Raw genomic sequence first — 14,334 nt, 5'->3', positions numbered from 1 at the left:
GGGTGACACGTGCGTCCTCCGATCGACCCGTGTTCGAGGGGATCACACGGGATTTGAACGCAACATGCCAGAAAGGTGCGCACGCGGGGAAGGCTTTGCGCGCGACTCATCGTCACAGGCGTGTCAACTTTTGATTTCCCGCGACCGATGTCGAGCGCTTTCGACCATCCCTGACCGCCCGTTAGAACGCGTACGGCCCGAAACGCCCCCAGGCCACGACCGCCGCCAGGACGAGCAGGAGCACGTTCACCACGACGCTCCGGCCCTCGCCGCGCCGGCCGTGCACGACCGCGGCGCCGGCCATGACGATCCCCAGCCCGGTCGCCGCGACCGGGACCAGTACGGGCGCGACGTCGACGGCGGCCGGCAGGACGAGGCCGATGCCGCCCAGGATCTCCAGCAGGCCGATCGCCTTGATCGCGGCGGGCGGGTAGGCCACCGCCCAGGTTCCGGTGGCCTCGATGACCTTCTCCTTGGACTGGAGCAGCTTGGGCGTGCCGGCCGCGAGGAACAGGGCGGCGAGGAGGCCGGCGAGGACCCAGAGAAAGACGTTCATGTCACTCCGAAGATTGAGTTGAAGCTTCAAGCAAATTACGCCCACGCTGCTTGAAGCGTCAAGTTAATCCCCGGGTTCTAGAGTGGGCGCCATGGACAGGGACGAACCGCGCTGGCTCAGCGCATCCGAACTGGAGGCCTGGAAGGCGTTCAGCGCGATGATCATCAAACTGCCGGCCGCCTTGGACGCCCAGCTGAGAGCCGACGCGGGCCTGAACCAGTTCGAGTACCTCGTCCTGGCCGGACTCTCCGACGCCCCCGACCGCACGTTGCGGATGAGCGACCTCGCCGTCCTCGCCAACGGCTCGCTCTCGCGGCTCTCCCACGTGGTCACCCGGCTCGAAGGGCAGGGCTACGTACGCCGCGAGCGCTGTCCGGGCGACGGCCGCGCCACCAACGCCGTCCTCACCGAGGACGGGTTCCGGAAGCTCGCGAGCAGCGCGCCCGGCCACGTGGAGCAGGTGCGGTCACTGGTCGTGGATCCGCTGGACGCCGAGCAGCTGGAACAGTTGCGCAGGATCTGCCTCCAGGTCTTGCAGGCCATGGACCCCGGCCTGTCCTGGCCCCCGTCGGGGTGCTGACCCCCGGCGGCGCCGCGCAGGGCGCCGCCGCACGCGCGGCGGCCCCGGGGGCCCCGGGCCCCCGGGCCGCCGCGGCCTGCCCGGGCAGCGCCGCAGGGGGGGGGGGACGACCTCCAGGACGGCCCGCCGCTGGTGCGTCAGGTAGAAGTGCCCGCCCGGGAAGACGTGCACGTCGAAGTCCCCGGTGGTGTGGGCGGCCCAGTCGCGCGTCTGCTCGACCGTCACCCTCGGGTCGGCGTCGCCGGTCAGCGCGGTGACCGGCACCGCGACGGTCTCCTCCCGCCCGGCGAGGTACGTCTCGATGGCCGTGTAGTCGCCGCGCAGCGACGGCAGGATCAGCGCCCGCAGCTCCGGATCGGCCAGCAGCCGGGCGTCGGTGCCCCCGAGCCGGGCCAGCTCGGCCAGCAGCCCCTCGTCCGGCAGCAGGTGCACCGCGGAGTCACGGGGTTCGGACGGCGCCCGGCTGCCCGAGGCGCACAGCCGCACCGGGCCGCTCACGCCGTCGCGCTCGAAGCGGCGCGCCACCTCGAAGGCGACCGCCGCACCCATGCTGTGCCCGAACAGGACCAGCGGCCGGTCCGCCCAGGGCCGCAGCGCGGCGTAGACGCGGTCGGCGAGCTCGGGCAGCGAGTCGAGGGCCGGCTCCTCGATCCGGTCCAGCCGGCCGGGGTACTGCACGGCGAGCACATCGGCGTACGGCGAGAGCTCGGCCGACCAGTCGCGGAAGAACCCGGCCGAGCCGCCCGCGTGCGGGAACATCACGACCCGCGCCGGCGCGGTGTCGAAGGGGTGGAATCGGCGGAACCAGAGGCTGTCGGTGACGGCGGTGCGGCCGGACATGCGGGTACTCTCCCTCGCGGCTGACGGGGCAACAGGATCATCTCCGGGCACAGTCTCCCCATCCGACCCGCGTCCGCGTCAACCGTCCGCCGCGTCGGCGTGCGCGCCGGGGCCGGAGCCGCCACCGGGACCGCTCCCGGGGCCGGGTCAGGCACCGAAGCGGGCCTCGGCCGCCCGTGAGCGGGAGGCGCCGTCCAGCAGCAGGACCGACACCGCCTCCGGCACGGGCGTCGCGGCGGCGTGGCGCGCGTGCGCGGTGAGCGCGGCGAGCAGCCGGCCGAGGCCCCGGCGGTGCCGGGCGAAGGCCCGTCGCGACGCCCGGCGGCCGCGCGCCCGCTGGCCGGCCAGGGCGGTGGCCGCGCCGACGTCGAGCAGGACGAGGTGCAGTTCCCTCCCCCGCCGGGCGGCCTCACGGGCCAGCCAGCGGCGCATCCACGCCCGGCTGCCGCAGTCGTGCACCAGCAGCGGACCGCCCCGGCGCACCGAGCGGCGCAGCAGCCGGACGTGTTCCAGCCTGGCCCAGGGCCGGTAGACCGCGTACGGCAGCCGGTCCGGCATGACGGCGGCGCAGGCCTCGTGCACCGCCCGGGGGTCGACGGTCACGACGTGCGGGGCGCGGGCGGACCAGCGGCGCAGCAGGGTGCTCTTGCCACTGCCTGGCAGTCCGGAGACCACCACGACCGCGTCGTCCGGGTAGCGCACGGCGAACGGGGCGCCGGGCTCGCCCCGCAGGTCCACCAGGCCCCGCGGTTCCATCTCCGCCCCCGCCGTCCGGCCCGCTCCGGGCGGGACCGCCCCCGGCCCATCCGCGATGGCCGACCTCTCCATGCTGCTCTCTCATCCCGTGCGTGTCCGATCCGGAACGATAACAATCCACGCCGTCCGGCCCGCGCCCGGTTCCCCGGCTCCCGGTGCGGGCGGTGGGGCCGACGGGCGCCCCCGGCGGCGCCCCGGGGCGCACGGACCGCTCCGGTCCACGCCTCCGGTGCTTCGACCGCCCGCGCGCACCGGCGTCCGTGCGGCGGTCCGGGGGGCCGGACCCTCCCGTGGGCACTCGACCCGGCGGGCCGGTCTGCCGATATCACCGGCGGCACTTCCTCGCGCCGTTCCTCTGGAGGCATCTTCCGTGACCTGGCTCCGCGTCCTGACCGCCCTGGGCATCCTCGCCACCGCGGCGAGCGCCGTGCTCGTCTTCGCCCTCTGCACGGCCGGGGGCCGCGGCGGCCGCACCACCGGCGACGCCCCCGGCGGCGATCTGCGCTCGGACGCCGAGCGTTCCGGCCTCATCCGGCCGACCGGCCGCGACCACTGACGGATCATCACTTCACCGTCGGCCATCGCGGCGTTCGGCCCGCGGGGTTCGCCGTCGACACCAGGACACATCGTGTCCTATGGTGAACAACGTGTCCTCCGGCCGGTCCCCCAGGTCGCAGGACACCGGCCTGCCACGTGCCCCGCCCGGGCCGCACGGCAGCGCCGCCCCGCCCGGACGAAGGAGGACCCCGGCATGGCCGACACCATGACCACCGCCAAGGCGGACCTGGTCGACCTCGCACACCGCAGGATGCGCACCGCCATCCCCGACAACGCCTGGACCACCCGTCAGAAGCTCGCCCTCACCTGCCGGATCCTGTTCGACGCCGGCCATGACTCCGGCCTGGCCGGGCAGATCACCGCCCGCGCCGAACGCCCCGGCACCTACTACACCCAGCGGCTCGGGCTCGGCTTCGACGAGATCAGCGAGGACAACCTGCTGCTGGTCGACGAGGACCTGGAGGTCCTGGAGGGCGACGGCATGGCGAACCCCGCCAACCGCTTCCACAGCTGGGTCTACCGGGCCCGTCCCGACGTCGGCTGCATCATCCACACCCACCCGCCGCACGTCTCGGCGCTGTCGATGCTGGAGACGCCCCTGGTCGTCTCGCACATGGACCTCACCCCGCTCTACGACGACTGCGCCTTCCTGGAGAGCTGGCCCGGCATCCCCGTCGGCAACGAGGAGGGCGAGCTGATCTCCGCCACGCTCGGCGACAGACGCGCGCTCCTGCTCGCCCACCACGGCATGCTGGTGGCCGCCGGCGGCGTCGAGGAGTCCTGCACCCTCGCCGTGCTCCTCGAACGGGCCGCCCGGCTCCAGCTGCTCGCCTCGGCGGCCGGCCGGATCCAGGAGATACCCGAGGCCCTCGCCCGGGAGGCCCACGACTGGACCTCCACCCCCAAGCGCAGCCAGGCCACCTTCGCCTACTACGCCCGCCGCGCGCTGCGGGCCGGGCACGGCGACGCGCTGACCACCGCCGGCGCCCGTACCGACGGAGGTGCCTGAGATGGCCGGTCCCGTTCTGGAGGGGATCATCGCCTACCCGGTGACCCCGTTCGCCCCCGGCGCGGCGGGCGGCGTCGACACCGCCGCCCTCACCGCCCTCGTCGACCGGCTGATCGCGGCCGGCTGCCACGCGGTCGCCCCGCTCGGCTCCACCGGCGAGAGCGCCTACCTCGACGACCAGGAGTGGTACACCACCGCCGAGGCCTCGCTCGCCGCCGTCGCCGGCCGGGTGCCCGCCGTGGTCGGCGTCGCCGACCTCACCACCCGCAACGCCGTACGGCGCGCCCGGTTCGCCGAACGGGCGGGCGCGGACGCGGTGATGGTGCTGCCGCAGTCGTACTGGAAGCTCGACGAACGCGAGGTGGTCCGGCACTTCACCGAGGTCGCCGACGCCGTCGGCGTCCCGGTGATGATCTACAACAATCCGGCCACCAGCGGCACCGACCTCTCCCCCGAGCTGATGGTCTCGCTGGTCCGGCGGGTGGAGAACATCACCATGGTCAAGGAGAGCAGCGGCGATGTGCAGCGGATGCACCGGCTCGCCCGGCTCACCGACGGCGAGCTGCCGTTCTACAACGGCAGCAACCCACTGGCGCTGGAGGCCTTCGCGGCCGGCGCGGCCGGCTGGTGCACCGCGGCGCCCTGCCTGATCCCCGGCCCGGTGCTCGAACTCCACCGCGCCGTACGCGCCGGGGACCTCGACACCGCCCGCGAGGTCTTCTACCGCCAGCTGCCCGTCCTGGAGTTCATCCTCCGCGGCGGCCTGCCCACCACCGTCAAGGCCGGCCTGTCCCTGCTCGGCCTCGACGTCGGCGCCCCGCGGCCCCCGCTGCTCCCCCTCGACGAGCCCGGCACCGTGCGCCTCGCCGAGCTGCTCGCCGCCACGGCCCGAGCCACCGGCACGGAACGGCACCCGGCCGCACCCGCCCGGCGGCGCGCTGGCTAGGCTCGGGCCTTCGGAGTCCTTCGGGGCGGGCAGAGGCGGGAGGAACGGTGGGCCGGGTGGGCAGGTGGGAGCGGGCGCTGGACGCGGCGGGGGTCCGGGAGCCCGGGTTGCGGGCGGAGTACGGGCGTCAGCGCGAGCAGGTCGCCCGCTACCGGCGGGAGGTCGCGATGGCGGCCGGACTGCTGCTGCCCGAGCGGACGGTCCCGCACGTGATCGCCGCGGCCGCGTTCATGCACCGCACCGACACCCTGCTCGACAGCGGCCCGGTCGCGGGGCGGCGGGAGGCGGCCGCCCGGTGGCGGCGGGACGTCACCGACGGCCTCGCCGCCGGGCGCTCCGAGGACCCCGGGCTCGGTCCGCTGCTGAACAGCGCGGCCGCCCACCCCGTGCTGCGCGACCGGGCCCTGGAGTACCTCGCGGCGGCCGGTGCCGACCTCGACTTCGCCGGGTTCGGCACCGAGGAGGACTACCAGCGCTACGTGGACGGCTACTCGCTGCCGGGCTTCATGGTCGTCGCCGCACTGCTCGGCCCGCCCGGCGACCAGAGCGCCTACCGGGCCGCCTGCCGGACCTTCATCGACGGCAGCCAGCGGCTCGACTTCGTCAACGACCTCGCCGAGGACCTCGCGGACGGCCGGCTCACGATCCCCGCCCAGTGGCTGGAGCGGCACGGCGTCACCCGGGCCGAGCTGGAGCGGGCCGAGGACCGGCCTGCCGTGCGGGCCCTGCTCGGCGAACTGCTCGACACGGCGGACCGCACGCTGGCCGAGGGCCGGGCCGTGGTGGCGCTGGCCCCGGAGGCCCACCGGCCGATGGTGCGCTGCGTCGTCGAGGTGGAGACGCTCACCAGCGCCGCCGCGCGCGCCGACCTCGGTGCGCTGCTCCACCGTTCCGCGAGCCCGGCCAAGCCGGCCGCGCTGCGCCTGCTCGCCCGCGAGTACCTGCGGGCCCGCCGCCTGCGCCGCTGAGGACGGGGCGGCGGTCAGGGCAGCGTCGGGACGCGGTCCCCGAGGCCGGCCGGGTCGTCGTGGATCACCACGAGGATCTCGGCCGGCGCCCCGCCGGTGGAACGGCAGCGGTGCGGCAGGGCGGCGTTGAAGTAGACGCTGTCGCCCTGCGCGAGGACGACCGTCCGCTCCGGGAACTCCAGCTCCGCGGTGCCCTCGTGGACGAAGAGGAACTCCTCGCCCGCGTGGGACTTGAACGGTGCGTCGCCCGGCTCCAGGGGCGGGTGCATCATGAAGGGCACCATCTGCTTGCCGGTCAGCCCGGTCGCGATGCCCTCGTAGCGCGCGGCGCCGCCCCGGCCGCTCCCGCCGGCCATCGGGGTCCGCTCGCCGGCCCGCACCACGGTGACCAGTTCGGGCTCGACCTCGTCCGAGAAGAGCCGGCCGACGTCCACGTTCAGCGCGTGCGCGAGCTTGAGCGCGGTGGAGATCGACGGGTCGCTCAGACCGCGCTCCACCTTGGAGAGGTAGCTCTTGGTGACGCCGACCTGCGCCGCCAGCGCCTCCAGGCTGAGCCGGTTCTGCTTCCTCAGCACCCTCACCCGGCTGCTCATGGGCCGCCCCTCACCACCTGTCGCCACCGCGGAACGTTCCGGTCCAGTATCCCAGGACCGCGACGCCCGTCCGTCAGTGCCCGTCGAGGTCGTCCGGGCGCACCGCGATGTGGTCGGGGGCGAGTTCGACGGCGACCCGGTGCTCCATGCCGAGCGCCTCCAGGAACTTGGCCGGGAGCTGGACGCGGCCGGTGCGGTCCAGCATCACGTACTCGGTCTCGTTGACCGACTCCTCGCCGTGCTCGTCGGTGGTGGTGCGGCGCAGCACCTCGCTGCTGGTGCGGCCGTCGCGGATGGCGACGGTGCGGCGGACCTCGCCGGCCACCATCGGGTCGTGGGTGACGATGACCACGGTGGCGCCGAGTTCGCGGTTGACGGTGCGGAAGGCCTCGAAGATGCTCGCCCCGGTGTCCGAGTCCAGCTCGCCGGTGGGCTCGTCGGCGAGCAGCACCGGCGGGTTGTTGGCCATGGCGACGGCGATGGCGACGCGCTGCTGCTGGCCGCCGGACATCTCGCTCGGCCGGCGGCGGGCGAGGTCGCCGATCTCCAGGGCCTCCAGCAGTTCGGCGACCCTGGCGGCCTGCTGACGCGCGCCGCCGTGGGTCCGCCGGCCGCGCAGCTGCATCGGCAGGGCGATGTTCTCGGCGGCGGTGAGGAAGGGCAGCAGGTTGCGGGCGGTCTGCTGCCAGATGAAGCCGACCACCTCGCGGCGGTAGCGCAGCCGCTCGCGCGGGGACATCTCCAGCAGGTCGCAGCCGGCGACGGTGGCGGTGCCGGCGGTCGGCACGTCCAGCCCGGCGAGGATGGTCAGCAGGGTGGACTTCCCACTGCCGGAGGCGCCGACCAGGGCGACCAGGTCGCCCTGGCGGATGGTCAGTTCGAGGCCCTGCAGGGCCTGCACCTCCACGCCCTGGGCGCTGAAGATGCGCACCAGCCGGTCGCAGACGATGGCGGCGTCCGCGTCGTGGGCGGCCCGGGGCCCGGCCGCGGCGGCGCGCGCCCGTTCCTGGAGCTCCTGGAAGGTGGGGGCCTGGGCGGTCCGCTGGTCCTGGGCGCTGCCGTTCACCGCGGCTCTCCTCTCGTCGGCGCTGGGGTGCTGGGGTCGGGGTCGGTCGGGCGCGGGGGTGGCGCCGCCGGGGCTGTCGTCGCCGGGGGTCTCATCGCTGGTCCCCCGCGCGCAGCTCGGTGGTGATCTGGCGCCGGCCCGCGATGAACGCCTCGGCGACGATGCCGGCCGAGACGAGCGCGGCGAGGCCGAGGGTGGGCAGCGCGACCGCCGCGACGTCGACCGGCAGGCCGCGCGCGATCTCCGCGCCGACCAGGATCGACAGGTCGAAGGACGGGCCGAGCAGGGCGACCGCGGCGAGGGCGACGAGGCCGCCGCCGACGGCCGCGACCAGGGTCTGCGGCAGCGTCTCGACCAGGATGAGGGTCAGGCCCTGCCGGGGGCGCAGCCCCATGGTGCGCAGCCGGGCGAGCAGGGCGGTGCGCTCGGGCGCGGCCCGGACCAGGGTGAGCAGGACGGCGAGCAGGGCCAGCGAGCCGGCGCCGAGGACGGCGGTCCAGAACAGCCGGGCGGCGGAGCGCTGGAGGGGGTCGTCGCCGAGTTCGGCGGTGACGGACGCGCTGGTGCGCACCGTGTACCCGGCCGGCAGGTCGCCCGGGCCGGAGGCGCCGGCGGCGGCCGCCGCGTTGCGTTCGGTGCCGGAGGCGATCTTCTCGCGCACCAGGGTCCGCAGCCCGCCCTCGTCGACGGGGCCGGTGGCCAGCCAGAGGTTGGCGCGGTCGAGTTCGGGGGCAAGGGCGACGGCCGGGCCGGCCGGCAGGACGACGAACAGCCGGCCGTCGCCCTGGAGGGCGGGGGTGCCGTCGACGGTGCCGGCGGTGCCGACGAGCAGTTCGCCGCCGTTCGGCAGCCGCAGCCGGTGGGTGGCTCCCGGGCCGAGCCGCTCGGCGAGTCCGGTGGAGATCAGCGCGGGTACCGGCGCGTCCGGCCCGCCGGTGCCGCCCGACAGCGCGGCCGGGTCGAAGGCGCCGCGTCCGAGCGAGCGGGAGATCTCCGCGTAGGCCACCGGGTCGGCGACGACGGCGAAGACCCGGACGGCGCCGGTGCCGCCGAGCACGAACACCTCGGTGTCGGCCCAGATCCGGGCGGAGGCCCGCACGCCGGGCAGGCGGCCGGCCGCGTCGGCGAACTCCGGTGACACGGTGACGCCGACCGGGACGACCACGGAGGCGTCGCCGCCGACGCTCAGCCGGGCGGCGGCGGTGCGCGCCGTGTCGACGGCGCCGAGGATGGTGGCGCCGAAGCCGGCGGTGGTGACGGCGAGCAGCAGCGCGAGCAGCGGCAGCACCGAGGGGCGCTGCCCGCCGCCGGAGCCGCGGGCGGCGCGGGCCAGTCCGAGGAAGCCGATGGCGCCGGGGCGCCGGGCGGTGGCGCGGGCGAGCGCGCCGAGCAGCAGCGGCTGGAGGCGGGCGAGCAGCAGCCCGCCGGTGAGCGCGAGCAGCAGGGGGGCCGCGACCAGCAGGGGGTCGGCGCCCGCCCCGGCGGGGGCCACGCCGCGTCGCCCGACCTCGGCCACGGCGGCGACCGTCAGGCCGAGGACGGCGAGTTCGCCGACCAGGCGCCGCCGGGCGCCGCCGGGCCGGGGCCGGGACCACAGCCGGGCGGCCCGCAGCGGGAGCGCGAGCAGGGAGAACAGGGCGACGGCCGTGGCGGCGAGCACCGCGCCGCCCCAGCGCGGGGTGGGCAGCAGCAGGAGCGCGAGCGCGGTGGCGAGGAGCGAGGCGGGCAGCACGGTGACGGCGCCCTCGGCGAGCAGGCGTCGGACGACCCCGCTCCGGGAGCCGCCGCGGGCCTGGAGCAGGCGCAGTTCCGCGATCCGGCGGTCGCCGGCGAGCGCGGCGGCCAGGCAGAGCACCACCACGCCGACGCCGGCCAGCCCGGCCGGGCCGATCGAGGAGAGCGGCGCGGCGGCCTCCTGCCGGGCGACGGCCTGGCGCAGCAGCGGGGGCAGCGGTGAGCTGATCCGCAGGCCGACGCGGTCGGTGGCGTTCGCCAGCGCGTTGGCGGTGTGCCCGGTGAGGTAGGAGGCGAGTTCCCGCTCGGTCGCGGTCATCCGGTCGGCGCGCAGGCCGTCGACGTCGACGGGCAGCCGCCAGAAGTCCTGGGCGCCGGTGTTCCAGGTCTTGATCTGCGGGAGGGCGGAGGCGTCGACGAGGCCGGCGCTGTGCCAGTAGGCGGAGGGCTGCTTGCCGGAGGTGAAGTTGAGGCAGGCCCGGTTGGGGCAGGGCAGCTCGCTCCAGTAGGGGTCGTTCTGGTCGGTCACCTCGACGATGCCGACCACCTTCGCCAGGGGCGCGGTGTCGTCGGGCGAGGCCGCGGCGGTCCTCAGGACGTCGCCGAGGTGGAAGCCGACCGTCGCGGCGACGCTGCGGCTGACCGCGATCGGGACGGGCTCGTCGGGCGCGGGGGTGCCCGGCCAGCTGCCCTCGGCGAGGGTCACGTGGTCGCGCAGGCCCTGCACGTAGAGCAGGTCCAGGTCGGGGTCGGCCTCGTCGGGCCGGGCCAGGCCGGGGTTGGTGAGGAGGCGCGGCTTGCCGCTGCGGGCGCCGTAGACCGGTCCGCCGGGGCCCACGCCGAGGATGCCGGTCCGCGCGACGAGCCGGGCGGCGTCCTCGTCGAGGCGCCCGGCGTCGTCGGGCCGGCCCCCGGCGGGGTCGCCCGGGGCCGAGGCGTCGCCGCCGAGGTCGGCGGTGGCGAGGATGCTGGTGGCCGCGGGGCCCCGGTCGCGCAGGAAGTCGCGCAGGCCCTGGTCGGCGGTGCGGTCCAGGAGCCGGGGGAAGGAGGCCGCGAGGAAGACAGTGCCGAACGCGAGCACGGCGGTGAGCAGCGCGGCGAGCGGGGCCGCGCGCAACCGGGTGCGGACCCAGGCCGCGGGCCGGTGGGCGGCCCCCGGGCCGGTGTCCGCGGACCGGGGGGTCGCGGGGTCGGCCGGGCTGGTCACATCTCCTCCAGGTGCCGCAGTCGCTGGGCCAGGTCGCGGCGGCGGCGTCCGCCGAGCAGGGCCGAGAGCAGGGGGACGGCGGCGATCGCGGCGGCCAGCAGCACGGCGGTGCCGAGCGGCAGGTCGACGACGGCCTCCGGAACGGGGCGGCGGGCCGCCGGGGTGAGCACGACGAGCGGCACGATCAGCCGCACGATCAGGGCGCCGAGGGCGAGGCCGACGATGCTGCCGAGGCCGACCAGGGCGGCCTGTTCGGCGGCGGCGGCGCGGACCAGCCGGCGTCTGGGGGTGCCGAGGGCCAGCAGCAGCGCGGAGTCACGGGCGCGTTCGCCCGCGGCGGCGGCCGAGGCGGCGCCGAAGCCGATCGCGGCGAGCACGGTGGTGACGACGGCGATCGCGGCGAGCGCGTTCTGCGGGGCCGCGCTGAGCGGGTCGCCGAGCAGGTCGGCGGCGACCTCGTCGCGGAGCTGGAGTCCGGGGGTGTTGGGGGCCGCGCGCAGGGCGGCGGCGGCCCGGGCGGGGGTGGGGTCGTCCGCCCCGGTGGCGGGCAGCCACCATTCGGTGGGGGCGGGGGTCTCGCGTCCGGCGGCGGCGAGCGCCCGGCCGGCGGTGCCGAGGTCGACGAGCAGGGCCCGGTCGCCGACGACGGGCAGCGACTCGGCCTCGCCGGTGATCCGCACCTGCACGGTGGCGAGGCCGAACGGCACCCGCACGGTGGATCCGACGGCGGAACCGGTGGCGGCCAGGTAGCCGCGGGTGGCGACGCCGGCGATCTCGGTCTGCGGCCGGGCGCCGGCCGGGGTGACGACGGCGCGCCGGTGGCCGGCGCTGTGGGGGACGGCGGCGAAGCTCACGCTCAGCAGCCGCCGGTCGTCGGAGGGGTCGGCGAGGACGCTCACCCGGGCGTCGCGCGCGGTGCCGTCACCGGTGCCGGTCCAGGCGAGGCCGGCGGGGACGGCGGCCGGCACCGCGGGGGCGCTCGCGTGGTCGGCGGCGGCGAGCCGGCGCACGGTCAGCGTGCCGCCGTCGGCGGAGTCGAGGGCGAGGGTCACGCCGACCACGGTCAGCGGCGCCGACACCGAGCTGAGCCCGCCGTCGGTGAGCGCGGCGAGGTCGGCGGTGGCGCGGCCCTCGCCCGAGGCGGGGATGCCCTTGAGCGGGGCGACGAAGGAGACGTCGTAGCGGTCGCGCAGCAGCAGCCAGGCCTCGGGTGGCTTGACCGGCGCCGCGGACTCGGCGCCGGGGTCCGCCGGCGCGTGGTCCGGCGTGTAGCTGACCTCGGCCTCGATGCGCTGCGGGCGGCCGGGCAGCGGCACTCCGGTCGCGGCGCCGGCGGGCGCACCCTCGGTGAGCGGGGTGAACAGCCGTTCCGGGTCCTGTCCGTCGAGCAGGTCGGACCGGACCGGGACGCGTTCGGCGAAGGCCGCCGCGTTCAGGGCGAGGATCTGGCCGTGGCTGTTGTCGGGCAGCGACTGCTCCTGGCGGCTGACGGGCATGATCCGGTCGCCGCCGGGCAGTTCGGCGAACCGGCTGCCCTGGCCGAGCGGGGCGGTGTGGGCTCCGTGGATGCGCAGGCCGCCGGCGGTGGCGAAGGAGGCTTGGTCCTGCTGGGAGGTGTTCCAGGTGGCGTGCTGGCCGAGCGCGAGGACGCCGGTGGACACGCCGAGCACCAGCAGCAGGACCGGTCCGCTGGCCCGGCCGGGGCGCCGGGCGAGCTGCCAGCCGACCAGCGCGGGCCCGAGGCCGCGGCCGCGGGCGGCGACCCGGGCGCCCAGGCGGGCGGCGAGCGGCAGCAGGCGCAGCGCCAGCAGGGTGCCGGCGCCCAGGGCCAGGGTAGGGGTGGCGACCAGGACCGGGTCGAGGCCGAGGCGGCCGTCCGCGTCGGGCGACAGCCCTCCGCTGTACTGGGAGAGTTGCTGGTGGGCGAGGACGGCCAGGGCGAGCAGGGCGAGGTCGGCGCCGGAGCGGGCGGCGCCGGCGGCCAGGGCCTGGCGGCTGCCGGCCCGGCGCAGCACGGCGGCGCCGGCGCCGCGCAGCAGGGCGGGCACGGCGGCGAGCAGGACGCAGCCGAGGGCGCAGGCGATCGCGACCGGCCACAGGGTCCAGCGCAGCGAGGTGTCCAGCGGGACGTGGCGCAGCGGGCCGAAGCCGCCGAGGACGCGCAGCAGCGGTGGGGTGAGCAGCGGGGCGAGCAGGGCGGCGGGCAGCGCGAGCAGCAGGGCCTCGGTGGCGCTGAAGCCGCCGAGTCGCAGGCCGGAGGCGCCGCGGGCGGCGAGCAGGGCGTTCTCGGCCTGCTGGCGGCCGGCGATGAGGTGGACGACCAGCAGCAGGGCGGCGGAGGCCAGCACGATCAGCTGGAGGGCGCCGATGAGCAGGGTGGAGCGGGCGACCATGGCGCTGGAGTCCAGCTCGCGCAGCAGGTCGGGGAGTTCGGTGCGGGCGACCAGCCCGGCGTTCTTGTCGAGCGCGTCGCGGGCCGGGGTGATGCGGTCGCGCAGGGCCTCCACAGCGCTCGCACCGACGCCGGTGAAGTCGGCGTCGAGCAGCCAGCTGCGGCCGTTCTGCGGGAGGCCGGCGGCGGTGAAGGCGGTGTCGTCGACGAGCAGCGGGCCGTAGGTGGTGAAGCCGCCGACCAGGATCTCCCGGCCCTGGACCGGGTCGAGGCGCCAGTAGAGGTCGGTGGGGTCGTCGGCGCCGTAGACGCCGGTGATCCGGACGGTGAGCGGCGCGCCGCCGTAGCGGTCGGCGAGGGCGGCCTCGGCGGGCAGGGCCTCGGCGGCGAGGCCGAGGCGGGTGAGCACCGAGCGCGGGACGGCCGTTTCGACGGGGCCGGCCGCGCCGCTCGCGGCGGCGGGCCAGGTGCCGGCGAGCAGCCGGACGTACCGGCGGTCGAGGGCGGCGAGGAGGGTGAGGTCGTCGCCCCCGGGGGCGGAGGCCTGCGGGGTGCCCTGCGGGCTGCCCGTCGGGGCACTGCCGGTGCCTCCCGCCGCGGCGGGAAGGCCGTAGGAGCGGCTGCGGGACAGGCCGCGGGTCTCGGTCGGCAGGTCGCCGAAGAGGGCGCGGGCGTAGTCGCCCACCGCCGCGTCGTCCTTGGTCCGCCGGTCCAGCCCGTGCTCGGAGTTGACCACCACGGTGGTCCTCGGATGGCCGCGGCCCTGGAGGGCCTGGCGCTGTCCGACCTCGCCGACGGTGCGCTGGAAGGCGACCAGCGCGGTGAGCACCGCCGTCGTGATCAGTACGGTGAGCAGGGCGGCGGCGGCCAGGGGCAGTCGCCCGCGCAGACGGCGCACGACGAAGCCGAGCATCCCGTTCCTCCCCCGGTCCTCAATGGTGTCCGCGCCGCGCCGCCCGTACCGGGCGCACGTCTCCCACTGCGCGGACGGGCGCCCGCAGGGGCGGCCGTCAGATGATCACCGGCGCTTGATCACCGGATAGCGGACGATGCTGTCAGATCCGGCCGGTGAAAGGAAGGGACTTGCGCGAAGGATATAAGTAATGAGCAAATGCTCCGAACCGGAGCC

General features: G+C 76.4%; 12 protein-coding genes. 5 read left to right on the top strand and 7 right to left on the bottom strand.

What is annotated here, in order from left to right; translation table 11 throughout:
- Nucleotides 1-181 precede the first annotated feature (181 nt).
- Nucleotides 182-556, bottom strand: a complete 375-nt coding sequence (locus ACF1AK_RS04045; protein WP_391497175.1) for a DoxX family protein — start codon at nucleotides 554-556, stop codon at nucleotides 182-184.
- A gap of 91 nt (nucleotides 557-647) precedes the next feature.
- On the opposite strand from ACF1AK_RS04045, the gene ACF1AK_RS04040 reads away from it, so the two are divergent.
- The gene (locus ACF1AK_RS04040; protein ID WP_391497174.1) at nucleotides 648-1,136 is read left to right on the top strand and encodes a MarR family winged helix-turn-helix transcriptional regulator; all 489 of its coding nucleotides are present in this window, start codon (nucleotides 648-650) and stop codon (nucleotides 1,134-1,136) included.
- Here ACF1AK_RS04040 and ACF1AK_RS04035 read toward each other — a convergent pair.
- Nucleotides 1,023-1,976 (bottom strand): thioesterase II family protein, encoded by a 954-nt coding sequence (locus ACF1AK_RS04035; protein WP_391497173.1) that lies wholly within the window; start codon nucleotides 1,974-1,976, stop codon nucleotides 1,023-1,025. The two genes, ACF1AK_RS04040 and ACF1AK_RS04035, sit on opposite strands and share 114 nt — an antisense overlap.
- Nucleotides 1,977-2,123: 147 nt before the next feature.
- A complete protein-coding gene (locus tag ACF1AK_RS04030) occupies nucleotides 2,124-2,732 on the bottom strand; it encodes an AAA family ATPase (RefSeq protein WP_391497172.1) in 609 nt (202 codons plus the stop codon).
- Nucleotides 2,733-3,102: 370 nt separating this feature from the next.
- Here ACF1AK_RS04030 and ACF1AK_RS04025 point away from each other — a divergent pair, with 370 nt between their 5' ends.
- The 4 genes from ACF1AK_RS04025 (at nucleotide 3,103) to ACF1AK_RS04010 (ending at nucleotide 6,213) form a co-directional block, all read left to right on the top strand.
- Entirely contained in the window at nucleotides 3,103-3,288 is a 186-nt protein-coding gene (locus tag ACF1AK_RS04025) for a hypothetical protein (RefSeq protein WP_391497171.1), read from the top strand.
- Nucleotides 3,289-3,483: 195 nt separating this feature from the next.
- Nucleotides 3,484-4,299: an aldolase gene (locus ACF1AK_RS04020; RefSeq protein WP_391497170.1), complete on the top strand. Its 816-nt coding sequence runs from the start codon at nucleotides 3,484-3,486 to the stop codon at nucleotides 4,297-4,299.
- Nucleotide 4,300: 1 nt separating this feature from the next.
- The gene (locus ACF1AK_RS04015; protein WP_391497169.1) at nucleotides 4,301-5,245 is read left to right on the top strand and encodes a dihydrodipicolinate synthase family protein; all 945 of its coding nucleotides are present in this window, start codon (nucleotides 4,301-4,303) and stop codon (nucleotides 5,243-5,245) included.
- 56 nt (nucleotides 5,246-5,301) lie between these two features.
- Complete coding sequence (locus ACF1AK_RS04010; RefSeq protein WP_391497168.1) at nucleotides 5,302-6,213, top strand: squalene/phytoene synthase family protein; 912 nt, start codon at nucleotides 5,302-5,304, stop codon at nucleotides 6,211-6,213.
- A gap of 14 nt (nucleotides 6,214-6,227) precedes the next feature.
- Here the strand turns inward: ACF1AK_RS04010 and ACF1AK_RS04005 are convergent, their stop codons facing one another.
- The 4 genes from ACF1AK_RS04005 to ACF1AK_RS03990 all read right to left on the bottom strand — a co-directional run bounded on the left by ACF1AK_RS04005 (nucleotide 6,228) and on the right by ACF1AK_RS03990 (nucleotide 14,118).
- Nucleotides 6,228-6,806 (bottom strand): helix-turn-helix domain-containing protein, encoded by a 579-nt coding sequence (locus tag ACF1AK_RS04005; RefSeq protein WP_391497167.1) that lies wholly within the window; start codon nucleotides 6,804-6,806, stop codon nucleotides 6,228-6,230.
- Nucleotides 6,807-6,879: 73 nt separating this feature from the next.
- Complete coding sequence (locus ACF1AK_RS04000) at nucleotides 6,880-7,872, bottom strand: ABC transporter ATP-binding protein (protein WP_391497166.1); 993 nt, start codon at nucleotides 7,870-7,872, stop codon at nucleotides 6,880-6,882.
- 91 nt (nucleotides 7,873-7,963) lie between these two features.
- Entirely contained in the window at nucleotides 7,964-10,813 is a 2,850-nt protein-coding gene (locus tag ACF1AK_RS03995; RefSeq protein WP_391497165.1) for a hypothetical protein, read from the bottom strand.
- A complete protein-coding gene (locus ACF1AK_RS03990; protein ID WP_391497164.1) occupies nucleotides 10,810-14,118 on the bottom strand; it encodes an FtsX-like permease family protein in 3,309 nt (1,102 codons plus the stop codon). Before ACF1AK_RS03990 ends, ACF1AK_RS03995 begins: the two co-directional genes overlap by 4 nt.
- Nucleotides 14,119-14,334: the final 216 nt, after the last annotated feature.

It is taken from the genome of Kitasatospora sp. NPDC015120, from assembly GCF_043080305.1.
GTDB lineage: Bacteria > Actinomycetota > Actinomycetes > Streptomycetales > Streptomycetaceae > Kitasatospora.
Note: the sequence above shows the minus strand (reverse complement) of the source record. Positions and strands in the feature narration are given on the sequence as shown.